Genomic DNA, 26,599 nt, shown 5'->3' on the forward strand with positions numbered 1-26,599 from the left:
GAAGCATTTTTATACTATGGCGGGGAGCTTGATATTAGAACCACGAAGAGGAAGGACATTCCCCCGAACGGTAAAGCGCAGACCTCAACGTTATGCTAGAAATAAAAATGCCGCTCACCTTAAGTGAACGGCATTACCGTGTTATGTAGCGTTTTTTATTTTACGCTGTTGCTTTGTTTCATTTATAGCAAACTATCAAGCAATCAAATCACAGTGATAGCTAATGTACTAACAGTAACGGCGCTCACTTTTCTCGTTATTCCGGTATTAGATTGGGCTTTACTGAGCACTAGTATTATCGAGATGGTCAATTATGGTCGTTATCATATGTTAATTGTCCAAATCATTTGTATCACCAGTGCTGTTATCTGTTTACTCATCAAACGTTCGATAACTCAAGCAGCCAGCCCAGACATACAGGGCTCCAGCGTTCCAGCCTAGAGTCCCCTGCCAGCAAGCCATATAAGACCAGTCGTGGAGTCAACTACTCCACGGCTGGTTTGCACGGTGTCTCGCTCTTTTGATTAACTTGTTGAGAGTAACGTGCTTTCAGCCAACGCGCCGCAGGCTTTTCAACGAAAAAGTGAATCATTATTGAGAGCATGACAGCAATAACAGTAATGAGTAGCACAAGTAGCGTGAGATTAACCTCTTCATTAAACGTGTTTATTAGCATATAGCCTATATGCTGATGAATTAGGTAAAGCGGATATGTCAACACTCCCAAGTAATAGCACCAAGATTGACGTAAAGGGTTTGTCTTACAAAATGCAATAACACAAAAGATTGCAAAGAACAGTGAATTAATCGTCGTAATAACCAGTGCGTCGAACTCAATATTGAACCAACGACTCATTAAGGCACCAAATAACGTTGACTGTTTGATGACAAACACATACGACAATAGCAACAAAGCAATGCGGTAATAGGAAGCACCGTCTCGTTTGATTAGGTAAAACACGCCACCAGCGGCAAAATAACCACTCCAGTGGGGAAAAATGGCCACAAACATATCCACTTGTTGCGCCCAAGGGTGGAACAGTGCTGCCGTTGATGCTAATAAACTAATGGCAATGATATGCTGAAAGTGTCTCATCCAGCCCAGTAATAGTACAACCAGTATCACCGCATAAAATTTAAGTTCAATAAATAACGTCCAATACGCGCTATCAATTGGCTTATAACCTATCACCTGATTAAGCATAGTCAGGTTTGCTACAAACTGAGCGAACCCTACCGTAAACACCTCACCGCCCCACAATAGCGTCACCAATGTCGTCACTAATAACGCTGCCCAATACGCTGGAAACAAGCGTGTAAATCTTGAAAACACAAAATGTCGTGCACTATTGTCAGCCACACTCATAAAAATAACAAAGCCACTGATTATAAAAAAATAATTTATGCCAACATAGGCATATCGTGTTACCTCACGTAGTTGCTCAAAATCTGCAGCGACAGCAAACTTCTCCATATAACCGGTATAGGTATAGTGAAAAATAACAACTAAAAAAGCCGATATGAATCGTAGTAAGTCAATTTCGTAAAAGCGGGTTTTCATGGGGGCTATCTCTTAGTGTTTAATTGATACGAAGATAAGTCAAGCAACACTATAATTCTTTGTTCTACTTTTCAAAAGCTTAACTTAAGCTAAATAGCAAAAATCGATAGTAAAGTATGAATAAAAGGGTGGAATAATATTTATTGCACTGTAATATCAACGCCTTCTTTATCGATGTAGGTTATGTAATGAACGCTGTTGTTGTTGCCGTTTTATTAATGTTAATTCTATCGCTATTGCGAGTGAATGTTGTTTTTGCACTAATTATCAGTGCATTAATTGGAGGGGTTATTGGTGATCTAACCTTACTTAACACTGTTACAGTCTTTAAAGACGGATTAGGCGGGGGGGCACCCATCGCATTAAACTATGCAATGTTAGGCGCCTTCGCTGTTGCAATTTCACGCTCAGGTATTACCGATGTTTTAGCTAATAAAATCATTTCAACAATCAGTCAACAGCAAACCGCTGGTCATGCCCATAATGATCAAGGCGTTGCAACTCCAGTTGTCATGGTTAAAGCCTCGTTACTTAGCATAATACTATTGGCTGCAATTAGTTCACAAAACCTGATCCCTGTTCACATTGCCTTTATTCCCATCCTGATTCCGCCATTACTTGGGGTTATCAATCAGCTTAAGCTCGATCGACGAATGGTAGCCTGTGTCTTAACATTCGGTCTGACGGGAACTTATATGCTATTGCCTGTTGGGTTTGGTCAAGTATTTTTGAATGAATTATTATTGACCAATTTACAAAACAACCAATTAGCCATCGAAGGAGATCAGCTACCTTTTGTGATGGCCATTCCCGTACTTGGTATGTTCTTGGGCTTGCTAGTCGCTATCTTTTTTAGTTACCGAAAGTCTCGCTCTTATGAAGATAAAACCTTTCATTTTGAGCAAAATTGCATCTCAGAGACTGTTCAAACCCGTTACCTTATTATTGCGCTAATCGCGATCATCTTCGCACTAGTCGCTCAACTCTATACCAACTCAATTGTCGTTGGTGCCATATGTGGATTGACTGTTTTCGTTCTCGGCGGTGTTTTTAAGCCCAATGAATCACAAGATATATTTACTAAAGGCGTTCAAATGATGGGCACGATAGGCTTCATTATGATCTCTGCAGCAGGTTTTGCCGAAGTAATGAAAGCCACAGGAGCCATAAACGATTTAGTGAGTGGAGTTTCTAGCGCCGTTGGTGATAACAAGCTAGTCGCTGCGGTATTAATGCTCACCATCGGCTTACTAATTACCATGGGGATTGGCTCCTCTTTCTCCACCATTCCTATTATCGCTTCAATTTACGTCCCTCTATGCCAAAGTTTTGATTTTTCGGTGTTAGCGACCGCAGCACTAGTGGGAACAGCTGCGGCTTTAGGTGATGCGGGCTCCCCAGCCTCAGACTCAACGTTAGGGCCAACATCGGGCCTAAACAGTGACGGCCAACACGACCACATTTGGGATTCTGTAGTTCCGACTTTTATTCACTTTAATATTCCTTTGATTATTTTTGGAACCATCGCTGCATTAATTCTTTAACAAACATACCCTAGTCCTTTCTATCGACGGGGCGGCACGACCGCCCCTCAAACCTGTGATAAATATAAAGCTATCTATTTAGTAACAAGACACAGCTCAAGTCGAACACTGATTATTAATTTGTTTTAGATCAATAGTATTTAAAAAACTAAAGTATCACTCTCACTTTTAATAGTAAGCTATATGTACTGCTGCTAACCTTGAAGCGCTATGCTAATTACAAGAAATCTAAGAGTAATATGAATATAACTGAGAGGCGCCAAGCCGCATCGAATGATCTACTTACGATTAAGCAGATCCATAATAACTTCGCCGATTTGGTGTCAAGCAAATACCATTCAAACGACTTTGTGCAAACAAGAAATGCATTTATTAATGATCGCCTACGATTTATGTGTTTATTATTTGCTATCGCAGTACCGGTCTCTACCGTATTCGATTTTCTATTATTTGAACAAGCAGTTGCAACTCACTTATTACCACTTAGATTTGCCCTATCAGGGTGTTTATTTTTGATCTATTGGCTCGCCAGTAAGAACTGTAAATCGCTTTTTACTAAAATGCTATTGTGCTGCTCCTTTTTAATGCCCTCGTTATTTTTTATTGGAATAGAACATCAGTTCGTCCAAACCAATACATCTCTACCTCTGACAATCACTATGATGCCCTACTTGATTGTCTCAATGCTTGGATTATTCCCACTCACTCTACGTGCAGGCTTAGGGTTGCTTTTTGTGATTTCCACCCCTGTAGCTAGCTATCATTGGTTGTTTCTTAATAAAGAAACCGTCACTCTGGCCCACCAGCTGTGGTTAATAAGTTTATTTGGTGGTATCGCAATATGGCTGCAACTAGGTCAATTATCCATGTTAATGAAGATGTATCGAGAATCGACCATTGACCCTTTAACAGGTTTGATTAACCGCCGCGTGCTTATGCGCCAGATTAATACCCTTACATCAAGGTGCATCGGAACCCCGAATACATTCTCTGTAATGATTTTAGATTTAGATCGCTTTAAACGTATTAATGATAACTATGGCCATCAAATGGGTGATACGGTTTTAAAGTACGTCTCTAACACACTAAAACAACAGGTGAGACGAAATGACATTGCCGCGCGTTTTGGCGGTGAAGAATTTGTCGTCGTTCTGCCTAACACTTCATTAGCTCATGCCAAACCGATCGCTAAACGGATCGCAGATGCCATTCCTAATCACCTTCTCGTATGTAATGAAGGAGAGGAGTTTTCTGTGACGACCAGTATTGGTTTAACGGAGTTTAATGATAATGATGATGCAGAATCGCTACTCAAGCGTGCAGATGAGCTGTTATATCAAGCAAAAAGTGCTGGGCGAAATACTATTAAAAGCGAATAAGTCGTTAAAATAGTACTTTATCAAGCGCTTCAAGGGATTGAAGCGCTTTCAAATTGATTTATCTTAATAGAAACGATGATTTTCTTTTGCCATCGTCTGTAGTAATTGACAAGGCTCGAATCGATTTCCGTGCTTTGCACTGTATTGATTAAGTAAGTTCACTAACTTTTCCGCCCCCATGCTGTCTATATAACTAAACGGGCCAGCTAAAAATGGTGGGAAGCCAATGCCAAAGATAGCACCAATATCACCATCACGCGCACTCGATATAATCCCTTCTTCTAAACACCGCACAGCCTCGTTAAGCATTTGCACCATACAACGTTGTGCGATCTCTTCATCAGCCACATTGACCTTGTTAGTTACACCTAACACTTTATAAACCGACTTATCGACTAACTTCTTACCTTTAACGTCTTTACCATATAGATAAAACCCTTTTTGGTTTTTCTTGCCTTTACGTCCGTCAGCCAATAAAGCATCAAAAGCACTTGGCGCTTCAAAGCGTTCACCTAATTCATTAAACAAAATAGGGGAAATCTTTGCGCCGACATCAATGCCAACCTCATCAAGTAATGCAATTGGCCCAACGGGCAAACCAAATTGTGTTAACGCTCTGTCAACGGCCTCAATTGAGTTACCTTCAATCACCTGCGCTGCCGCTTCATTCATGTACAACGCTAAAATTCGATTAACATAAAAACCCGCACCATCTTTAACTACGATAGGAGTTTTGCCCTGCTTCTTAGCAAAAGCAACCGTTGTAGCAATGGTTTGTGCTGAGGTTTTCTCATGGGCAATGACCTCAACCAATGGCATTTTGTCCACTGGTGAGAAATAATGTAAGCCAATGACATTTTCTGGACGCTTGGCCACACTGGCAATTTTCCCAATTGGCAACGATGAAGTATTTGACGCAAAAATGGTGTCTTCGCTACAGTGCTGCTCAATATCGCTAACCATTTGATGCTTTAGCGCTAAATCTTCAAACACCGCCTCAACCACGATATCAGCATTTTTCATTCCATCATAAGATGTTGTTCCAGTGATATTCATCATGTCAGACTGTAACGCTGCTTTGGTAATAAAACGGCGTTTAAACTTCTTATTTAATAGATCATAGCTATATTTCAGGGCTTGGTTGATCCCTTGGTCTGAAATATCTTTAATTCGAACCGGGATCTGTCCCTTAATTGCTGTCACATTGGCAATACCACCACCCATGAGGCCGCCACCAAGCACAACAGCTTGTTTTACCTCATTAGGTGTTGCTTGTGTGGTACCACACTCTTTTTTCATTTCAGTGGTGGCAAAAAACAATCGACGCAGAGCCGCAGACTCACTGCTCATGACTAAATCAGCAAAGTGTGCAGCTTCTTTTGCTAGACCTTTTTCATTGCCTTGACTAATACCCGTTTTAACACAATCAATTATTTTGAGTGGCGCCGGGTAATGTCCCTTAGTTTGCTTTAATACTGTTTGGGTCGCTTGCGCAAATAATACCTTACGACCCAGCGGATTACCCTCAAGTGCTTTGCCAGCTGCATCAAGCTTAACGTTCTTGGTTTTAGGCATCCCTTGAGAGGCCAACTCAACGGCAGTATCAAGTAAAATAGACTCTGGTACCATATCATCAACAAGACCCGCTTTAAGCGCCTGTTTAGCTCTTAATTGCTTACCCGTTAACATCATATCTAACGCTTTGGCAATACCGACTAACTTGGGTAAACGCTGAGTACCACCACTGCCCGGTAATAAGCCAAGCTGCACTTCCGGTAAACCAAGAACCGTTTTACCATTGTTGCTACAAACTCGAGCATGACAAGCTAATGCCAATTCTAAGCCACCACCTAAACAAGGCCCATGAATCGCTGCAACAACAGGAATAGAAAAGTCACTAATGCGATCAAACATCTGCTGACCCATTATCGAAATAGCCATGACATCGCCTTTGCTTTGACAGGCGTCAAGCATCGATATATCGGCACCCGCAATAAAGTTATCCGCTTTACCCGAAGTAATCACCACCCCTTTCAAGCTTTTATTGCCTTCTAACTCTGTTAATACTTGGCTGATTTCATCAGCGAACTCAGCACGTAGCGTATTCATTTTCTCGCCCACGACATCAATGGTGATGATGGCAATATTTGTATCTGTTACCTTTATGCTAAACGTACTCATTATTCAACCTCCAAAACCATCGCCGCGCCAAGGCCACCTGCGGCACAGGCCGTGGTTAATCCTAGGCCGCCACCACGGCGTTTTAATTCATTCAATACCTGTGCGATTAAACGAGTACCCGTCGCGGCAAATGGATGACCATAAGCAAGTGAACCACCCATTACATTAAATTTTTCCATATCAATTTGCCCAATAGCTTTGTTTCGGCCTAAGTGTTGTTGAGCGAATAAATCTGACTCAAACATTTTCATATTGGCCAGAGCTTGGGCGGCAAAGGCTTCATGCATTTCTATCAATGTTAAATCAGACAATTCAATACCCGCACGTGCCAATGCCAATGGCGTCGCAAATGAAGGGCCCATTAGCATGTCTTCCCACACGTCAATCGCCGCGAAGGCATAACTACGAATATAACCCATCGGCTGATAACCTAATGCTTTCGCTTTATCTTCTCGCATCATAATAATGGCCGATGCACCATCGGTTAATGCCGTGGAGTTTGCAGCGGTGACTGTGCCGTGCTTACGGTCAAAAACAGGTCGTAGTTTAGCGTAACCCGCTAATTCAGAATTGGTACGGATGGTATTGTCTTGGCTGATGATATTTTTATAAGGCTCAACATGCGCTGTCATCACCTCATCATCTAACATCCCTTTATTCCAACACTCAGTTGCTAGGGTATGTGAGCGATGTGCTAAAGCGTCTTGATCCGCACGGCTAATGTGATGTGTCTTAGCCATTTGTTCTGCGGTTTGTCCCATCGATAAACCCGTTGAATACTCAGCAACAGCTGGGGGCACCGGCAATAAGTCTTTAAGGCCTAGTTTTTTTATAATTTGCCAACGCTGGCCAAACGTACGCGCTTTATTGAGGTCAACTAATGAACGAGCGAGTTTTTTACTTACACCAATAGGGACCACAGACGAACTATCAGCTCCGCCAGCGATACCAATTTCACTAGTTCCGGATAAAATAGACTCAGCAACATTGGCTGTCGACTGGAAGCTTGTGGCACAAGCGCGAGAAACACTATAAGCGTCAGTAGCGACATTCATTCCTGTCCCTAAAACGATTTCTCTAGCGATATTCGGGGCTTCAGGCATTTGCACTACTTGACCATAAACCAGTAGATCAACCAACGCAGGGTCTAAATCACTACGTGCCATTAGTTCATTAACGACCGTTTTGCCTAAATCTACCGCTGGTACGCCATGATAGGCAGTGGCTTGTTTAGCAAACGGGGTTCGTAAGCCATCTATTATTGCAATACGATGACCACCCTTAGTGGTCAAGTCCTGAGTCGAGTTCATTGCTCTTTCCTTTGTTTAATCTAAGGTAATCACATCAATAATTAAGGATTTCTCTTAGTATTAATACGTTGAGGTATTTATTATTGTGATAATCATAACCTACAGGTCTGACCACGACAACCCTCAATTTAAACTAGCGTTTGGTTAATTAACTTTTAGATTGTATTAAAAACAAGCTAAAAACTACTATAAATACGATAAATTTCATGACAACGCTGGACGAATAACTCAATTTTGGGTAAATATAAGCCTCTAATTTTTCATTTACTTAACCTTGAGTTAAGCGCACGAAGCAACTAGGTAACTATCATCATTATGGCAATCGAAAAATTTAATCAATTAAAGACCTATTTAGACTCTCAAATTTTAGGACAAAGCGAATTAACCCAATCTATGTTGGTCAGTCTTCTTGCAGATGGGCATATCCTAGTTGAGGGTCCCCCAGGTCTGGCAAAAACACGTGCAATTAAAGCTCTTTCTGATGGTATTGATGGTAATTTTCACCGTGTACAGTTTACCCCGGACTTACTACCAGCCGACCTAACGGGTACAGATATCTACCGACCTGAAACCCATGAATTTGAATTTCAAAAGGGTCCATTGTTCCACAATCTAATTTTAGCTGATGAAATCAACCGTGCACCGGCAAAAGTACAATCAGCGTTATTAGAAGCCATGGCCGAGCGTCAAATAACCGTTGGCCGCACCACCTATCAATTACCAGAATTGTTTTTAGTCATGGCGACACAAAACCCAATCGAGCAAGAAGGCACCTACCCGCTTCCTGAAGCTCAATTAGATCGTTTTCTAATGCACATAAGCATTGATTATCCTGACGCTGCTACGGAACGAGAAATATTAGCCCTTAACCGTAATGAAGCATTGGATGTTGAGGCCGTTACCGCACCGTCACTCAGCCAACAAGAGATTCAACAAGCAAGAAAAGACTGCTTGGAAATATACCTAGCGCCGCAGCTTGAGGAATATATTGTGCAACTGATCATCGCCACGCGAAATCCAGGGCAATATGATAGCGCGTTAGCTAATTGGTTGACCTTTGGTGCAAGCCCTCGAGCGACCATCGCACTAGAGCGCTGTGCTCGAGCACGCGCATGGTTACACGGTCGTGATTTCGTCAGCCCCGAAGACATCATTAGTGTGACACCTAATGTGTTACGTCATCGTTTACTATTAAGCTATGAAGCTGAATCTGAAGGCATCACACCAGATACCGTTATTGACAAAATTCTGGCTGCGGTACCGGTTCCATAATCATGACGATTCAGTTGCCCCCATTTTGTAACGGTGTCAGTTTAACTAATAAAGAGTTGCTCGAGTATCGTGGACGCAGTGCGTTAATTGACTTATCCAGTAATAGCCAAATCAAGTCTCACATGGCTGGTACACTAGTTGCCAAGACTAAAGGCCGAGGCATGGAATTTGATGAAGCACGACATTATCAAATGGGTGATGATATTCGTGCAATTGATTGGCGAGTGACTGCACGTACAGGAAAAGTACATACCAAAATCTACCGTGAAGAGCGTGAACGCCCCGTTGTTCTGTTGGTGGATTTATCCCATAGTCAATATTTCGGTTCTCAACTTTTACTAAAATCTGTGCAGATTTCCCACCTTGCATCATTATTAGCTTGGTCAGCGATCGCCAATGGCGATCGGGTGGGTGCGTTACTGTTTAATGACTTTGAACATCGGGAGCTTAAGCCTCGTAACAGACACCATGGTGCACTTGCGATTGTTGAATACTTAGTGAAAATTCATAATCAAGGGCTTGATTATTTCAAACAAGAGCAACGTCAAGATAACAGTTTTGAACAAGCCTGCATTAGGTTGCGTCGTGTGGTAAAGCCCGGAAGTTTAGTCTTTCTCCTTTCTGATTTTAACCATATTAGTGAACGAGCGACTAAACAATTACAGCTCCTTTCAAGACATAATGAAATTATTGGCTGCCAAATCACTGACCCATTAGAGCAAACACTACCAACACAACTTCAAGGTGCACTTGCCGTCACTGATGGTGAGAAACGTAGCGAATTTATGCTAAATAATAAGCGCCGTGAGCAATACAAGCAAGCGAATAAAACACAGCAACAAGCGTTGTTTGCTCGTCTCAACAAACTTAATATCAAACTTATGCAATTTTCTAGTCATTTACCATTACTTGAGCAGTTAAAGTCTGCTGCTTTTGCCACTCACGGTGAGCAATCATGAGCACAGTGACTATTTCAGACTTAGCACCAATTGTATTACCCGAAGCTCCGGGCTTGTGGCCACTTGCACCCGGGTGGTGGCTTCTCATTGTGCTTGTGCTTGCTTTAATTGTGACTATGAGTCTTATGGTGATTAAACAACGACAATTTTGGCGCATCAAGCATTTAGCCCTGACCAAAGTACAAGCAACTGAGCAGGTTGGTGAAATTAATCAATTATTAAAGCAAGTTGCCATCCATTATTATGGTGCTAATCGTGTTGCTGCATTGCAAGGTCAATCTTGGACAGATTTTATTAATCAAGGGCTAAACAACGATTTAAAAACTTTAAACAACCAGATCAACCAGCACTTATACCACCGAGACAATAACCATTACTTGGAGCAGTTTAAACATATTGCCTCAACTTGGTTGAAGCAACTTGATAAGAAAGCGTTTAGAGAGGCGAAACATGCTTGAGTTTTCGTGGAGTTGGGTATTTTTCTGTCTACCCCTGCCCTTGCTTTGTTACTTTTTAATGCCAGCAAAACCAAATCAACAGATTGCAGCATTAAAAATCACAAATAGTGCGCTATTTCCCACGAGTTCAATCGGGCAAGCGTCAGCTAAAAAGTTGCCGTTAGTTATCGCGATTATTGTGTGGTTTTTGTTACTGACAGCAGCTGCCAGACCGCAATGGGTTGGTGAGCCGATTCCTGCACCGACAGAAGCTCGTGAGTTAATTTTAGCCGTTGACTTGTCTGCATCGATGCAAGAAGAAGACATGAAAATCAACGGACGCTGGGTTGACCGCCTCACTATGGTAAAGGCAGTCCTGAGTGAATTTATAAAAAAACGCCAAGGCGATCGCATTGGTTTAATTTTATTTGCTGATAATGCCTATGTTCAAGCCCCCCTAACTTTCGACTTAGAGACAGTCGAAACCTTACTAGATGAGTCATTTTTAGGCCTTGTTGGGCAACGTACTGCAATTGGTGAAGCCATTGGATTAGCAGTTAAACGCTTTGACAATAAAAAAGACAGTAATCGCGTGTTAGTTCTGTTAACTGATGGAGAAAATACTGCTGGCAATATAAGTCCACAACAAGCATTAGAACTGGCGATTGCGAAAGAGGTAACAATTTACACTATCGGTGTTGGTTCGGATAAAGGGAGACAACTGGGCTTTTTCAATCGCGGAAGTGGCATTGATGAGGACGCATTAACACAAATCGCCCTCGCAACTAAGGGTCAATATTTCAGAGCAACCGACACCAACGAGTTAGAACAAATTTATCAGCAATTAGATCAGCTTGAAAAAATTGAAGCGAATGAACAAACCATGAGGCCACAAACGGCATTATTCTTTTGGCCATTAAGTGCTGCATTACTACTGAGTATGCTGGCACTTGCTTTACATAGCTTCAGGGAGAAACACTAATGGATGTCATCATCGAGCAGTTTCATTTTTTACGCCCATGGTGGCTACTGGCAATATTGCCAGCATTGGTCATTGTGTGGCTGGTTTATCGACAACACCAGAATCAAGGTCAGTGGCACAGTTATTTACCGCCCCATTTGTCCAGCTTACTTATTGATGGAGCGCAAACATCTCAGTCTAAGCGATGGCTATTTGCATTAGTTATTGGTTGGCTTTTTGCAATAATCGCTTTAGCAGGGCCGACATGGCAGAAAATTGAACGTCCAATGTATGTCGCAAATAAAGCTCAAGTTATTATTACTGATATGTCATTGTCAATGTACGCGACAGATTTAGTTCCTAATCGTCTCACTCGTGCCAAATACAAAGTAACCGACTTAATTAAGCAACTTGGTGAAGGCGAGACTGGCTTAGTGGCCTACGCTGGTGATGCGTTTATCATCAGCCCAATGACAGAAGATAATGTTAACCTATTGAATTTGTTGCCTGCGCTTAATCCTGAGATCATGCCTGTTTTTGGTTCACAACCAAGTTTGGCCATAGAGAAAGCGTTAGCTCTACTCGATCAAACTAAACATCAACAAAGCCAGCTTTACTTAATCACTGATGGATTAACTCCCGAAGATGCACGTTTAATTAAGCAACAGCTTAAGCACACCCAACACCAACTCAATATCCTTGCCGTTGGTACTCAGGCTGGGGCTCCAGTCACATTACCGAGTGGACAATTACTTAAAGATGATAATGGCAATATTGTAGTGCCTAAGGTTAACTTTAGCCTGTTGAAGCGATTGGCCAATGACTTGTCAGGCAACTTTAGTGTGCTAGGTTCAAGCAACCAAGATTTAGCCACTTTAACGAGCCACTTATCTACTAGTATTTTCGATAGTAATAAGAGTGATAATCAAATGGGTGATAGCTGGCACGAAGTAGGCCCTTACCTATTACTTATTTTAATCCCACTGGCGGCGATGATTTTTAGACGAGGTGTATTGGCTATCGCCCTATTAACGGTTTTCGTGTCAACACCGCAACCAAGCTATGCTGATGAAAAATCGGCAATAACCCAAGCTGCCCCCTCGCCTACCCCCGAAGCAGAACAGCATGTGAGTGCCCAAAACCAATGGTGGCACAATTTGTGGAAAACTGCCGACCAACAAGCATACCAGTCTTTTAAAGAACAAAAGTTAAGTCAAGCAGCTCAACAGTTTGAAAACACTGACTGGCGCGGTGTTAGCTATTATAATCAAGGGGAATATGAACAGGCATTAAGTGCTTTTGAGCAACGCAATGACGCTAAGGCTTTATATAACCAAGGGAATGCCTTAAGCAAACTTGAGCAATATGAACAAGCAATTAATCGTTATCAACAATCATTAAAACAACAGCCGGATTTTGAACAAGCACAAAAAAACTTAGAGATAGCTAAAGCCTTGTTGAAACAAAAACAGCAGCAACAGGAAAAAGAGCAACAACAGAACAAAGATCAAAAAAATCAAGACCAGCAAGATCAAGAGAACAATGACAGCAACGATCAACAAGGTCGTGACAGTGACTCTGAGCAATCTAAGAAAGGTCAAGAAAACCCAAACGCTAATCAAAAATCTGATGAGCAGCACCAACAACAATCACCAAGTGATGAGACTCAAGACGAGCAAGGTGGACAACAATCGCAACAAAGCCAACAAGCTCAGAACAACGAAAAAGAAGATCAGGCGAAAACTGAAATGTCACCTGAAGAGAAAGAAGCACTTGCCAAGCAGCAGCAACAAGCACAAGCATTGCAGCAAACCTTCGATCAAGAAAATTTAACTAAAGAGCAGCTCCAGCACCTCAACCAGCTGGTGAAAAAAATACCGGACAACCCGTCATTGCTGCTTAAAACTAAAATGGCTGTCGAAGCTCGTAAGCGTCAATTACAACGAACGACTACAAGGAATAATCAAAAGTGGTAACGCGAATTTTAATCACCCTATTACTCTTAGCTATATCACCGATAAGTCAGGCAATTACATCATTGTCTGCCTCGCTTGATCGTAATCCAGCAATGGTCGGAGAGACCTTTACCCTGACATTGACAGCCAATGGTGAAGTTGAACAAGGGGATTTAGACTCTTCAGCTTTATTGAAACAGTTTATTGTCGGACAAACATCCTTCAGTGATAGCACAAGAATTGTGAATAATAAGATAAGTCGCCAAACGAGTTGGGCCATTCGACTAGTTGCGCGCACTGCGGGCACATATACTATCCCTAGCTTTGTTATTGGTAACGTTGCAAGCGATCCAATCACAATTGAGATCACCAAGCATAATAGTAATGCAGCACAGCCTCAGCAGATTAAGCTAGAAGCTGATATTGCCAGCGAACAAGCCTATGTCGGTCAGCAATTGCTTTACACGGTAAAGCTCTACATTGGTGTCAATTTACAACGGGCTCAATTACAGTCACCTCAGCTTGAAGGAGCTGATATAGCTCAATTAAGTGAAGATAAAGAAAGCTCCGAAATTGTTGATGGTGTTCGCTATCGTGTCATTACTCGCCAATATTCGATTCGACCAACGCTACCTGGTTCATTAGAGCTACAAGGTGCAATTTTCCAAGGTGACATTAGTTTAACCCAACGACATTCGTTTTTTTCAACAGGTCGCTCAAAGCCCGTGACCTTACTAACCGATAATGTCATGCTTGAAGTTTCACCTATTCCAGATGACTTTCCCGGTCAATGGCTCGTTTCAGATTTTGTGGTTTTAGAGGATGCGGTAGATACAACCAAAACCTATAAAGTTGGTGAACCTATTACACGTACATTAACGTTATCAGTCGCAAATGCCACTCCTGAGCAATTGCCCGAGTTATTGCATCAATATGGAAACCAAGTGCAAGCTTACCCTGACCAAGCTCAAACCAAACAGACTATACAAGGCAGTACTTTGATCGCTCAAATGCAGCAGAAAGTCGCTTTAATTCCAACTCAAAGCGGTGTAATTAAGCTGCCTGAAATAAAAATCCCTTGGTTAAACAGTCAAACACGAGAAATCGAATGGGCAACTATTCCGGCAAAGCAGTTGCAAATAGTCGCTGATGAAAATAAGAGTGTAGCCCCTTCAGTAACACCCGAGGTGACTGCCCCATCAAGCCCAATGCCGGCTCAATCTGTCGCCATGAAACCGCAAGTGATTATTAAGCCATCCGCGTCATTAATTTATTGGCAGATTGGCTGTGCTATCCTCCTCATAGGCTTAATCGTTACTGGGTATATTATTTATCGTCTAAAACAAACTCAGACATTACCTGCTGCCCCAGTCCAAGCCAACAACCATATTCAATCTAATCAGCTGCTAAGCTTATTATTGCAAGCGATTAAACAGCAGCAAGCGAGTGAAGTCGCTCGTTTATTTCCGTTGTGGCTCAAGCGTGATTACAACCTTAATACTGTTCAGCTAGCTGATATTGCACCCGAGCTATTGGCGCAGTATCAATCATTAGCGCAAAGCTGCTATAGTTCGCATTCTGCTAACATCAACTTCTCCGGCTTAACTCAATTAATAAAGCAGTTTGTTAGTGATCAACATAAAAAAAATAAGAATGAATTAGGTGGCTTATACCATTAGGTCACTCAACATTTTAGCAGTGCCAAGGAACACCACTTTCAATTAGTGAAAGTTTTTAAGAGGTAGCACGGTCTTGAATAAAGAGAAAGAATTAAAACAACAGTATCAGTTGTTAGTGAAACAATACCATGGCGATCTATACCGCTATGGCTATTGGTTAACCAACGATAAGCAGGTCACCGAAGATCTTGTCCAAGAAACGTTTTTACGTGCTTGGCGCGCAATTGATCAATTAGCTGATATTAATGCCGCAAAGTCGTGGTTAATAACAATCTTGCGCAGAGAGAATGCGCGACGTTTTGAGCGTAAACAATTATCTTTAGTTGACATCGACGATTGTGAAATTGCTGATGAACAAGATACAACAAGTACCGAGATTGAAAATGATGAGTTGCGCCAAGCTATCGAGATGCTAGCGCCAGAATATAAAGAGCCCTTAGTACTACAGGCACTACTTGGCTTTAGCGGTGATGAAATATCAAAACAGTTAGGGTTAAATAAAAATACTGTTATGACTCGATTATTTAGAGCCAAAAAGCAGTTAGCAAATTTATTGATGCCAAAAAATGCAGGACAGTAATATGAACCGTGAAGAACTATATCAAACCGCTGTTGTTGACCCCTATAATCAGCAACCTGAGTTTTTAGCAGCTATTGCAAAAGATCAAGAGCTTGCACGTGTCGTCGAAGAAGCTCAACAAAAAGATCAAGCGTTATGTGACTTTTTCACCAAAGAGGCCCCAGCACCAAGCGATGAGTTCTTAGCTAAACTCAACGCAATTGCCGAACAGCCGCGTCAAGAGAACAGTAAAGAAGTAGTAAAAGTGAGTTCAAGTAAAACAATTAAGCCAAGTTACTTTGCCCTCGCCGCCTCGTTATTACTGGTATTGTTCAGTGTTAAATACATTGGCGTTACACCCGAGCATAACCCAAGTTTAGCCAACCACGCCTTGAGTCACACCGAGCACGGACTTCCCTTTGCTGGTGTCCGTGATACCAAGCCACAGCTTAGTTATGTCAATGCGAAACTTGAAAGCTATGGTGCATCACTCACTAATATCAGCGGCATGGTGTGGGCCAAAGAGTGCGACTTTGAAGGTGTGATCAGTGCACACCTTGTTTATCGCCATAACGGTGAACGAATTAACGTTTTCATGGTGCCTAAAGGTGAGAATTTCGACTCATTCCAAGCGCAGTTTGCCAATGACAAACATCAGGGTGAAATCAAAGAATTCCCACAAGGTTACATGATTATTGTTGCACCTAAGCAACAACCTATTGAACCTTTTAAACAAAAGCTTGAACAACAGCTCATTTGGCAGGCATAATCACGCGCTAGAGCTCAATCTAAAAAGTGAGGCACAGCGCCTCACCTCCATAAAAACAACAAGAAGGTGATCAGCAATGGCTGTCGAAACCCCAATTCTTGTGACCTTTATTGCCTACTTAGCCCTAATGATTCTATTAGGGCTTTATGCTTATAAGGCCACAAACAATCATAGTGACTATATTTTAGGTGGGCGTAGTTTAAGTCCGAGTGTTGCCGCATTAAGTGTCGGTGCGTCTGATATGTCTGGCTGGCTATTACTTGGCTTGCCCGGTGCAATCTATACCAGTGGCGCCAGTGAAGTGTGGATAGGGGTTGGCCTCGTGGTCGGTGCAGCCATTAATTGGGTCATCGCCGCTAAGCGTTTACGTATTTACACCGAATTAGCCAACAATTCACAAACCTTGCCAGAATTTTTATCTAACCGCTTCAATGATCAAGCAGGCTACTTAAAGACGGTATCTGCCATTGCAATATTGGTGTTCTTTACCTTCTATACCGCATCTGGCCTCGTTGCTGGCGCATTCTTGTTTGAAGAAGTGTTTGGTTTTGATTACACCATGGCACTGCTGATCGGCACCTTGATTATCGTATCATACACCTTTGTCGGTGGTTTTTTCGCAGTGAGCTGGACCGATTTTTTCCAAGGCATTCTGATGCTGATCGCCCTACTCCTAGTGCCATGTACGATTTATTTTGAACTCGGTGGCAGTGACGCTATCAGCCAAACAATACCACCCGAGCTTTTAAGCTTTGCGCCAACGGCCGGTATTATTGCATTAGTCTCATCATTGGCTTGGGGCTTAGGCTATTTCGGTCAACCACACATCTTAGTACGCTTTATGGCGATTCGTAGCGCTGATGATGTAGCAACATCAAGAAATATCGCGATGAGCTGGATGACACTTTCATTATGTGGTGCATTAGCCACGGGCTTAATCGGCGCAGCGTATTTTGCTGCAGAGCCGCTCAACAACCCAGAAACCGTGTTTATTTTCCTCTCGAAAGTCGCCTTTAATCCATGGATTGCCGGTTTATTGATTGCTGCAATCTTATCAGCGGTGATGAGTACGGTCGATTCGCAATTACTTGTTAGCTCAAGTGTGATCAGTGAAGATTTGTATCGCCAATTTATTCGCCCAAAAGCGACCGACAAAGAATTAATGATGGTTGGGCGTATTGCAGTTGTCTCTATCGCCGCGTTAGCATTAATTATTGCACAAGACCCGAAATCAAGTGTCCTAGGCTTAGTCGGCTATGCATGGGCAGGCTTTGGCGCAGCATTTGGCCCGTTAGTTATCCTCTCCCTATACTGGAAGGATTACAATAAATTCGGTGCTATCGCATCCATAGTGACAGGTACATTAGTCGTTATCATCTGGCCTGAGCTAAAAGAACTTGGCGGTCTGTTCGCGCTTTATGAAATCATCCCAGGCTTTATCCTAGCGGCTATCGCAGGCGTTGGTGTCAGTAAAGCCACTGGCGGTAGCTGTGATAACGTCAAACAGCAATTTGAGGCGTTTAGCCAAAAGCTGTAATGTCACTTTCCAACACACAAACACTAAGAAGCCCTGAATTGTTCAGGGCTTTTATTTATCAGTTCGAAGTTAAGTTTTATTAGTCATAAGTCGTTGTAACAGAAATGTTATTTTTTGACTTTATCAAATTATTTGATCTGTGACTGTAACTTATTTAGTATTTATTTGTAGCAATTTTATAAGTGAGTCATTCACAATACCGAACACACTGCCAAACAAAGACTAAAACAGAGGGTGGTAAAAGCATGCTATATCCAAAATACATCGTTTGTCAAAATAGCTCTCGATTAGTCAAAGATATGTACCAATTAGTAGCAAGTAGCAAGTAGCAAGTAGCAAGTAGCAAGTAGCAAGTAGCAAGTAGCAAGTAGCAAGTAGCAAGTAGCAAAACAGTGTATATACAAAAAACTTTTTACAATAGATAATAACTTTATTTAATAGGGAAGTTATTCATGAACATTGCAAAATTTGTATATAAAGGTAAAAGTGGCTCTTTAAGTTTAAGTATGTCTGATTTTGAAGAAAGGCAAATAAACTCTCTCGGCAGTATGTTAGCAGAAGACTTGATTGAAATAGTTTGCTCCAAGCTTGAATCTAAAAATGTGAATATAGTTTATGAAATTAAAAGCAGAGCTCGCGTAGGCGAAAGAAATAGAGTTCCAGATAGTCAAACTCTTGCTGAAGCTCATGACTTTTCTGAGTTGAGCCTTTTTGAACATGGGCAGTGTGTTCTTCATGTTCTGTAAATACTTTTGCTAAAGAGGCATTTTAAGATGGAACTGTTAATTGATAGTTTTATAAATGAAGCTTTATCTGCGCCTTCGTTATTCGTAGATTTAGCTAAAGTGGAGCTATACATTTCTGAAAGCTACCGTACTAGAGCGTTAATAGAACTAATTCAAAATGCTGATGATTGTGGGGCTACTAATTTTATAGCTGTTCAATCTGGTAAGGATATAATTGTTGCAAATAATGGAAGAGATTTTGATGAGAATGATATATTAGCTCTATGCAGGAGTGGCTCTTCAACAAAGCAAAGAGGCGGCGGTACAATAGGCTACCGTGGCATAGGATTTAAGTCCACAGTAGGTATATGTCAAGAGATTGAAGTCTATTCAGGTGGTTATGCTTTCTTATTTTCTCGAGAATTGACAAAAAAAGCTATCGATACAATGGAAGATGTACCATTGATTAGAGTGCCTCATCGAGTTACTCAATGTTATTCGTTTCCGCCTGAATTTTTGGACTTTAAAACAAGATTTATTTTCAAAGATACTAACTTTCGGGTTGTGAATGAAGAAATAAGTAAATTAGAAAGTAGCTCTTGTATATTTCTTAAAAATATCAATAGCATAACACTAATAACTGATTCTTTTGACAAAAAGATTCATATTAAATCTTCTGATTCAAAAAAAACAGTTATATCAGAAGGTGCTCAAGAGCATTGGACAGTGTTAGATGACCAAAAACATGAAAGTTCATGTAAGATTGCAATGAAGATGAATGGATACGAAATTGAGGCGGCTCGCAAAGATGAGGCCTTGATACATGCATTCCTACCTACTAGGGAATCTCCCGGGGCTGCGTTAAAGTTTAATGGTGACTTCAGTACTGACCCTTCAAGAAAGTTTGTTGACTTTGATAAGAGAAGTGAAGATTCATTTATTTCGTGCTGTAGAATATTAGCTTTTTCTATTAAATCAGCCATTATTAATCGTTCTCATATCGGTATATTTAGGGTATTTGATTGTAATGGTTTTGAAAATAGAAAAAAGTTAAGAGATACTCTTATTGATGCATTGGATCATCGATTGTATTTTAGTGGCTCTTCCAGCCAGATTGATAACATTAGAACTTGTCCTGAATGGCTGAGTTATACGGATTATTATAATTTAAAAACAAAGAAAACACTTATTTCACAAGAAGTGATAGAAACATTTCCTGAACTAAGTAATTTCTGTAATTGGATTGGTGTTAAAACCTTTACTTCATCTGAGGTGCTTTTAGATTGTAATTTTGAAAGTTTAAGCCTTTACGGAGTTATGAGTGTAGTTGGCAACTATGCCAAGAAAAACAGATTTACCCTTGAGAAAGTACAATTACGTGAACTGTCCAACTTAAAAATTATACCGATAGATGGCGAGTTAGTTACCGCTAAATCAATGATTCAGAGCGAAATAGAACTTCCACAATCGACATTGGATTTAATTAAGCAGTTTGAGTTTGAAAGTGATATAAAAAGCTTATACAAATCTTTGGGGATATTAAGTAAAACTAATACCTCTAAGTTTGACTTTCAAAAGAGAGCCGAGCCTAAGAGTGCTAATGGACCTACTTTAAAATCTGTGAATGTAAAAAAATGGAGATCTGCTGAGTTGAATTTAAAAGAGTATTTGGCTCAATTTGATTCTGTTTTTAAAGTAACTGACGTAAGCAAAGCCCATGTTGGATATGACCTTAAAGTGCAGCTCAAATCAGGTAAAATACTGCACATAGAAGTTAAGTCCGTGAAAAGCTTGCAGAGTGACTTTGAAATTACCAATAATGAGTTTGCTGTGGCTAGCGATTTAGGAGATAGCTATTTTATTGGGTTAGTGATCGAAACAGAAAGCGAATTTGATGTAAGGCTCATTCAAAACCCAATCCAAAACCTGTCTTTTGAGAAAAGAGTTAAAGTTACCTCATGGGTATGTGATACTTACAACAGTAAAGTTAAATCTATTAAGGAAATATTATGATTGATATCCGAGAGCTAGTTGAGTCTGGTGACTTTTTTTCTGTTAATGCAGAAGACCCGTATGGTGATGCAAAATACGCAAGAATTAAAGTAGAGAACTTATATAAACTAAATTGGGAAGATATTGATGGGGTTAATGAGGTTGAAGATATTGATATAGGTGCAAATATCTGGATTATGGATATTACCGTTGTTAACTTAAATAAAAAGAAAATTTCAGCTGACCAAATAAAAGACTTAGTTAAATTAGTTGATGAAGAAGAGTTTGAATTTGATATTGTCGAGGACTCACATTTGTGCGGTTATTCTGACTACGCAAAAACTTCTGGCTTGAATAAACTCTATCACACAGACCTAAAGCCCAAAATAGCTAAAAAAGGTGCTTTGGCGTTTGAATTGCCTGACGGTTTTGAAGAGTTAAGTTTGAAAATAGAAGATGGAACTATTTGTGAGATTTAGCACTTTCATTTTACATATTTAAATCGAAATCTTTCTAGTGCGAATTAATTCAAACTATGAAATAGGAGGTCTTTCAAATTTTCGCTATATCCCTGAGCTTTTTCGCGATTATTTATATCCTTTAGAAAAGTTTTTAGTAACCTCTTGCTTTCGAAAACTAGTGTGACAACAATTTATTAAATTACCTTTCCGATATTGACTCTTTAATAAATATCCAATAAATACAGCTACTTATAGTTTTATTTTAAACGGAGGTTACTCCAGTGAAGCGTTCGTCCATGCAAAAAAATAAAAAGATACCCATAATCTTTTTATCGATACTACAGTAGGTTAAACGGCAAGACAACTGAGCAACAATATTAGAGTAGTCAGGGTGTCAAAGTGGAGTTATTGCGTCTCACTATTGTGAAATATTTATATCAAAAAAAGTTAATTGAATTGCTTCAAACCATGCCCAATAACTCATCACACTTTGCTAAAACAACCATATAAAACAGGGATGTTTTTTCGAGCCCCCATGGATGGGTTCACGGCGTGTTGTTGTGCAAGGTGGGGTGATTTTTTTATGTGCACAAAAGCTGAGTGGTCTTAGTTCACTGATTAACAGGCATCAGAAGATCCTGACTAACAGCATGTCAGGATGACGAGTTAGCGCATGTCAGGACGGCATAGAGGAACATACTGACATACTCCCCGGTAAATCATCACACTTTGCTAAAACAACCATTAAAAACAGGGATGTTTTTTCGAGCGCCCACGGATGGGTTTACGGCGCGTTGTTGTGCAAGGTGGGGTGATTTTTTTATGTGCGCAAAAGCTGAGTGGTCTTAGTTCACTGATTAACAGGCTTTAGGAGATCCTGACTAACAGCATGTCAGGATGACGAGTTGACGCATGTCAGGATGACGAGTGGACGCATGTCGAATGACAAGTGGGGGTATGTCAGGGCGACGATTCACCACACTCACAACAAAGTTGAGCACATAAAAAACGGGATGGTAATTAATCACCATCCCGTTTTTATGTGAACTACTCGACTAAAACGAACTAGTTCGCTTCGTTGTGTAAATCGATGTTTGAAATTTCAGCTTTGCTTTCAGCAGACTTTTTAGCTGAGTCATTACGTAAACCCGTGATTTCATCAAGGTAGTCTTGACTGATGTCACCAGTGACGTAATTACCGTTAAATACGGCGGTTTCAAACTGTTCAATTGAAGGGTTACCTTCACGAACAGCATCAATTAAGTCGTCAATACCTTGGTAGATTAACGCATCTGCACCAATAAGCTCAGCCACTTCTTCTACTTCACGACCATGTGCGATTAATTCATTAACGGTTGGCATATCGATACCATAAACGTTAGGGAAACGAATCTCTGGTGCCGCAGAAGCAAAGTATACTTTCGCTGCGCCAGACTCACGCGCCATATCAATAATCTGTTCAGATGTAGTTCCGCGTACGATAGAGTCATCAACCAGTAACACGTTCTTACCTTTAAACTCACTGGTGATAGCGTTTAGCTTGCGGCGAACCGACTTACGACGCAACGTTTGACCCGGCATGATAAATGTACGGCCAATGTAGCGGTTTTTAACGAAACCTTGGCGGTAAGGTAGATTTAACTCACTAGCAATCTCTAATGCGATATCACAAGAGGTTTCAGGGATTGGAATAACCACATCAATGTCTAAGTCTTCCCAATCTTTTGCAATCTTTTGACCCAGTTTCTTACCCATGTTTAAGCGGGCTTGGTAAACCGAAATCTTATCAATGAACGAGTCCGGACGAGCGAAGTAAACGTATTCAAAGATACAAGGAGCGTAAACAGGGTTTTTCGCACACACTTGCGTGTGTAGATTACCATCATTGTCGATGTAAACAGCTTCACCCGGCGCAACATCACGCATAAATTTAAAACCTACAGCATCTAAAGCAACATTTTCAGAAGCCACCATGTATTCTGTACGGCCTTCTTCTTCACGCTTACCTAGAACTAGTGGGCGAATACCAAACGGGTCTCTAAAGGCGATCATGCCATGGCTAATCACTAGAGCAACAGCGGCATAAGCGCCCTGCACTAGTTCAATGGTGCGAGCAACAGCATCAAATATTTGTTGCGGTTGTAATGCCATCTCAGGAGTAATTGATAGCTCGTGCGCTAATACGTTTAATAGAATTTCAGAATCTGAATTAGTATTAATATGACGGCGAGCAACATTGAATAAGTAATCTTGTAACTGCTTAGAGTTAGTTAAATTACCATTATGCGCCAAGCTAATACCAAACGGCGAGTTAACATAGAACGGCTGCGCTTCAGCAGAAGTCGACGTACCAGCAGTTGGGTAGCGAATGTGACCAATACCTACAGTGCCTTGTAGACGTTGCATATGCTTAGCTTCAAATACATCACGTACTAGGCCATTGGCTTTACGTAAACGAAAATTGCCATTATCAACGGTACAGATACCTGCAGCATCTTGACCTCGATGTTGTAACACTGTTAGCGCGTCATACAACGCTTGGTTAACCGATGAATAGGCTACAATGCCAGCTACACCACACATAAAAAAATCCTCATCTCAATATTATATTGAGTTAATTAAGCCTGCTTTGGTAAAAAGCTCGAGTTTTGTTTCAAGTAATCAAAAAACCATTCGATGACAGCGCCAAACTCTGGAATCAGCGTAGATTGCTTCCACCATTGTGAGTTTGAAAGTGTCGTAAATGAGTCGATTGCAAAAAGTATTGCAGATACAATAAGTACCCCGCGTAACGCGCCAAAGCATAAACCAAGTACGCGATCTGTACCTGACAACCCTGTTTTAACTACTAATTGACCAACGATATAGTTAGTTATAGCACCTAAAATCAAGCAGCATACGAATAGTGTTACTACGGCGACGGCGTTTCTGAGTATTTCATCGTTGATTTGAGTAAAATACACTGCGAGATCTGCATGAAAGCTACTTGCAACGAAAAATGCAACAACCCAGACAACTAACGATAAGGCTTCTTTGATAAAACCTCGTGTTAGACTGATTAATGTTGATAAACCAATGATGATCAAAATCGCATAATCGATCCAAACCATATCCATAATTGTGACACCCCTTGCAAATTTCCGCGAATTCTACCAAAGTTTACAAAAATTCATAGTAATAAGTTCGAGCAATTTAATAATTGCTCAAACATTATTAACTATGGAGTAAACGTTTCGTTAGTGATTCGCTTTTCTGATTATTTTTCTAGCGGATTAAACCGCGTGATAATACCTGAGTCTTTGAAACTGCCTTTTAATTTTTTATGCACTTTCTCTATCGACTGTTTATTAAGCTCTGGGCCAACAAAGACCTTGGTTGGCTTATTTCGGATCGGGTTGTTAGGCACACTAAATGCTGTAAACCCTTTACTACGTAATTTTGCTAACAGGCGTTTGACATTACCAGGGTCATTAAATGTGCCCATTGTAATAACCCAACCACTGCGCTTGAATGTAGGCTGTTTAGTCTCCGGCTTAACGACCGCAGAAACTTTACGTTCTTCAGGTGGCGCTGTAGCTTTGATTGAGCTTGTCACTACGGTTTCAACTGCACTCTTTGATTTCTCATGAACCTGAGAAATGACCTCTTCGGGCTTAACCGCAGGCTCACTGTTCTTTTCATTGCTCGAAAGAGTGTTATCACGCGCGTAGCCTTGTGCAATATCAATCTCAACTTTATCAAGTTGAGGCGTTTGATAAATCGGTTTTGCGGGGATTGTTGCAAAGGCATCGGTTTTACTTTGTTTTTTACCATCAAAAATGTCAGGTAGAAAAATGATTGCTAGTGCAAATAATACAATAGCACCAACAATCCGGTTTTTGATCTGATCTGTCACAGGTTATTCCTTGCAATAGCTTGCGCAAAACTATAATTGAAACCATTTGTAATTTCCAGTTATACCAGTTAAATGAGCTGGTTAAAGCCCATTCAGCTGATCTCACCAGTCAATCGAGTATGATGTTATTTTTGTTGCTCTAAAACTTCAGCAACCGTAAAGAAAGAACCAAAGACAATGATCAGGTCTTGTTCAGTCGCCTGTTGCTTGGCTGCATCTAATGCATCACTAACATTGTTATATAGCCCTTGTACAGATTCAGATTGAAGGTTTTTCTCCAACTGACTTGCATCAGCCCCTCTTGGACAATCTAACGACGCTAGATACCAATGATTAATATAGGGAGCGACGACATCAAGTGTCGAGGCACTATCTTTATCAGCAAGCATGGCACACACACAATGGATAGATTGCGCAGGGTGTTGTTTTAACCACTGAGCAAGGTATCGACCCGCTTCTGGGTTATGAGCAACGTCTAGCACGATATCAGGTGCATTTGCGATAGTCTGCAGGCGACCTAGCAAGCTCGTTTCACCCATTACACGTTTAATCGTGTCATGGCTTAGGTTTAACTCAAGTTTGTCAAACGCTGCTAGTGCCGTTGCTGCATTTGTCATTGGTAGACGCGTTAATGGTAGATCGGATAGTTCTTTATCATCAGTTTTCCACTGCCATAAATCACCTGTGTGCTCAAAAGTGAAATCTTTTCCTTTGTAAGCAATATTACAGTTAAGTTCCAGAGCACGATCGAGTAATGGCTGCGGTGGGTTAGGTTCGCCGCAGATAACTAGCTGATTTTGTCTAAAGATACCTGACTTTTCAAACGCGACAGCCTCACGTGTCGTCCCCAGCCAGGCTTGATGGTCTAGGTCGATGGTGGTGATAACAGCTAAATCTGCATCAACAATATTGGTTGAGTCTAAACGCCCGCCTAAACCGACTTCTAGAATAAAGTAATCTACCTTTGCTTGTTTCATTAAATATAACGCTGCTAAGGTATTGAACTCAAAATAAGTAAGCTCTGTGGCTTCGCGACCCACCTCAATTGTTCTTAGCGCTTCGATATGGAAATCATCGGCTAATTCTTGTCCATTGATGCGTAAGCGTTCATTGTAACGAAGTAAGTGAGGAGAACTAAAAACACCGGTGGACGCACCGGTCGCTAAAATTAATTGTTCTAGGATGGCAGAGGTTGAGCCTTTCCCGTTGGTTCCACCAACAAGAATAACCTTACCTAAGTCGTCTAATAATCCCAATTTCAAAGCAACAGCTTTAACACGGGTTAAACCAAGTTCAATTTCACTTGGGTGAATTGATTCTAAATAAGATAGCCAATCAGTTAATGATTGGCTATTAAGGGAAAAGTTGTTCATTTATTATAATCTTCCAGCTGATCATCGACTGGAAGACTCAACAACTTTAA

22 protein-coding genes are annotated in these 26,599 nt (G+C 41.0%); 15 read left to right on the forward strand and 7 right to left on the reverse strand.

Annotation, left to right across the window (positions count from 1 at the left end):
• Window positions 1-213: 213 nt before the first annotated feature.
• Entirely contained in the window at window positions 214-441 is a 228-nt protein-coding gene (locus Q8W26_RS11275; protein WP_153071452.1) for a hypothetical protein, read from the forward strand.
• 43 nt (window positions 442-484) lie between these two features.
• On the opposite strand, the gene Q8W26_RS11280 is transcribed toward Q8W26_RS11275, so the two are convergent.
• On the reverse strand, window positions 485-1,561 hold the full coding sequence (locus tag Q8W26_RS11280; RefSeq protein ID WP_101212538.1) for an acyltransferase: 1,077 nt from the start codon (window positions 1,559-1,561) through the stop codon (window positions 485-487).
• 188 nt (window positions 1,562-1,749) lie between these two features.
• Between Q8W26_RS11280 and Q8W26_RS11285 the strand changes: the two genes are divergently transcribed.
• Together Q8W26_RS11285 and Q8W26_RS11290 are read left to right on the forward strand one after the other, a co-directional pair.
• Complete coding sequence (locus Q8W26_RS11285; RefSeq protein ID WP_101212536.1) at window positions 1,750-3,105, forward strand: Na+/H+ antiporter family protein; 1,356 nt, start codon at window positions 1,750-1,752, stop codon at window positions 3,103-3,105.
• Window positions 3,106-3,344: 239 nt separating this feature from the next.
• Entirely contained in the window at window positions 3,345-4,484 is a 1,140-nt protein-coding gene (locus Q8W26_RS11290) for a GGDEF domain-containing protein (RefSeq protein WP_101212535.1), read from the forward strand.
• A 63-nt stretch (window positions 4,485-4,547) separates the two neighbouring features.
• On the opposite strand, the gene fadJ is transcribed toward Q8W26_RS11290, so the two are convergent.
• Both fadJ and fadI read right to left on the reverse strand, forming a co-directional pair.
• A complete protein-coding gene (gene fadJ / locus Q8W26_RS11295; RefSeq protein ID WP_305473429.1) occupies window positions 4,548-6,668 on the reverse strand; it encodes a fatty acid oxidation complex subunit alpha FadJ in 2,121 nt (706 codons plus the stop codon).
• Window positions 6,665-7,975, reverse strand: coding sequence for an acetyl-CoA C-acyltransferase FadI (gene fadI / locus Q8W26_RS11300; RefSeq protein WP_101212531.1), 1,311 nt, complete (start codon window positions 7,973-7,975; stop codon window positions 6,665-6,667). The genes fadJ and fadI overlap by 4 nt, the downstream gene beginning before the upstream one ends.
• Before the next feature lie 315 nt (window positions 7,976-8,290).
• Here fadI and Q8W26_RS11305 point away from each other — a divergent pair, with 315 nt between their 5' ends.
• The 12 genes from Q8W26_RS11305 (at window position 8,291) to Q8W26_RS11360 (ending at window position 21,299) form a co-directional block, all read left to right on the forward strand.
• A complete protein-coding gene (locus tag Q8W26_RS11305) occupies window positions 8,291-9,247 on the forward strand; it encodes a MoxR family ATPase (RefSeq protein WP_101212529.1) in 957 nt (318 codons plus the stop codon).
• 2 nt (window positions 9,248-9,249) lie between these two features.
• Entirely contained in the window at window positions 9,250-10,206 is a 957-nt protein-coding gene (locus tag Q8W26_RS11310; protein ID WP_101212528.1) for a DUF58 domain-containing protein, read from the forward strand.
• Complete coding sequence (locus Q8W26_RS11315; protein WP_101212526.1) at window positions 10,203-10,664, forward strand: DUF4381 domain-containing protein; 462 nt, start codon at window positions 10,203-10,205, stop codon at window positions 10,662-10,664. The genes Q8W26_RS11310 and Q8W26_RS11315 overlap by 4 nt, the downstream gene beginning before the upstream one ends.
• Window positions 10,657-11,625, forward strand: coding sequence for a VWA domain-containing protein (locus Q8W26_RS11320; protein WP_101212524.1), 969 nt, complete (start codon window positions 10,657-10,659; stop codon window positions 11,623-11,625). Before Q8W26_RS11315 ends, Q8W26_RS11320 begins: the two co-directional genes overlap by 8 nt.
• Window positions 11,625-13,580: a VWA domain-containing protein gene (locus Q8W26_RS11325; RefSeq protein ID WP_101212522.1), complete on the forward strand. Its 1,956-nt coding sequence runs from the start codon at window positions 11,625-11,627 to the stop codon at window positions 13,578-13,580. Before Q8W26_RS11320 ends, Q8W26_RS11325 begins: the two co-directional genes overlap by 1 nt.
• Window positions 13,574-15,238, forward strand: a complete 1,665-nt coding sequence (locus Q8W26_RS11330; protein WP_101212521.1) for a BatD family protein — start codon at window positions 13,574-13,576, stop codon at window positions 15,236-15,238. The genes Q8W26_RS11325 and Q8W26_RS11330 overlap by 7 nt, the downstream gene beginning before the upstream one ends.
• A gap of 73 nt (window positions 15,239-15,311) precedes the next feature.
• Window positions 15,312-15,818, forward strand: coding sequence for a sigma-70 family RNA polymerase sigma factor (locus tag Q8W26_RS11335; RefSeq protein WP_101212519.1), 507 nt, complete (start codon window positions 15,312-15,314; stop codon window positions 15,816-15,818).
• A 1-nt stretch (window position 15,819) separates the two neighbouring features.
• Window positions 15,820-16,566, forward strand: coding sequence for a DUF3379 family protein (locus tag Q8W26_RS11340; protein WP_305473405.1), 747 nt, complete (start codon window positions 15,820-15,822; stop codon window positions 16,564-16,566).
• Window positions 16,567-16,642: 76 nt separating this feature from the next.
• Complete coding sequence (gene putP / locus Q8W26_RS11345) at window positions 16,643-18,103, forward strand: sodium/proline symporter PutP (RefSeq protein WP_101212515.1); 1,461 nt, start codon at window positions 16,643-16,645, stop codon at window positions 18,101-18,103.
• 452 nt (window positions 18,104-18,555) lie between these two features.
• Window positions 18,556-18,849, forward strand: coding sequence for a hypothetical protein (locus tag Q8W26_RS11350; RefSeq protein ID WP_101212513.1), 294 nt, complete (start codon window positions 18,556-18,558; stop codon window positions 18,847-18,849).
• 27 nt (window positions 18,850-18,876) lie between these two features.
• The gene (locus Q8W26_RS11355; protein ID WP_101212511.1) at window positions 18,877-20,841 is read left to right on the forward strand and encodes a DUF3883 domain-containing protein; all 1,965 of its coding nucleotides are present in this window, start codon (window positions 18,877-18,879) and stop codon (window positions 20,839-20,841) included.
• Entirely contained in the window at window positions 20,838-21,299 is a 462-nt protein-coding gene (locus tag Q8W26_RS11360) for a hypothetical protein (protein WP_101212509.1), read from the forward strand. The genes Q8W26_RS11355 and Q8W26_RS11360 overlap by 4 nt, the downstream gene beginning before the upstream one ends.
• A 1,047-nt stretch (window positions 21,300-22,346) precedes the next feature.
• Here the strand turns inward: Q8W26_RS11360 and purF are convergent.
• The 4 genes from purF to folC form a co-directional block, all read right to left on the reverse strand.
• The gene (gene purF / locus Q8W26_RS11365; RefSeq protein WP_101212507.1) at window positions 22,347-23,864 is read right to left on the reverse strand and encodes an amidophosphoribosyltransferase; all 1,518 of its coding nucleotides are present in this window, start codon (window positions 23,862-23,864) and stop codon (window positions 22,347-22,349) included.
• 35 nt (window positions 23,865-23,899) lie between these two features.
• A complete protein-coding gene (locus tag Q8W26_RS11370) occupies window positions 23,900-24,391 on the reverse strand; it encodes a CvpA family protein (RefSeq protein ID WP_101212564.1) in 492 nt (163 codons plus the stop codon).
• A 146-nt stretch (window positions 24,392-24,537) separates the two neighbouring features.
• Window positions 24,538-25,176 carry an SPOR domain-containing protein gene (locus Q8W26_RS11375; RefSeq protein ID WP_101212505.1) on the reverse strand — a complete coding sequence of 213 codons (639 nt, stop codon included), beginning with the start codon at window positions 25,174-25,176 and terminating at the stop codon, window positions 24,538-24,540.
• A gap of 125 nt (window positions 25,177-25,301) precedes the next feature.
• Entirely contained in the window at window positions 25,302-26,549 is a 1,248-nt protein-coding gene (folC, locus tag Q8W26_RS11380; RefSeq protein WP_101212503.1) for a bifunctional tetrahydrofolate synthase/dihydrofolate synthase, read from the reverse strand.
• Window positions 26,550-26,599 lie beyond the last annotated feature (50 nt).

Source organism: Psychrobium sp. 1_MG-2023, assembly GCF_030689115.1.
GTDB lineage: Bacteria > Pseudomonadota > Gammaproteobacteria > Enterobacterales > Psychrobiaceae > Psychrobium.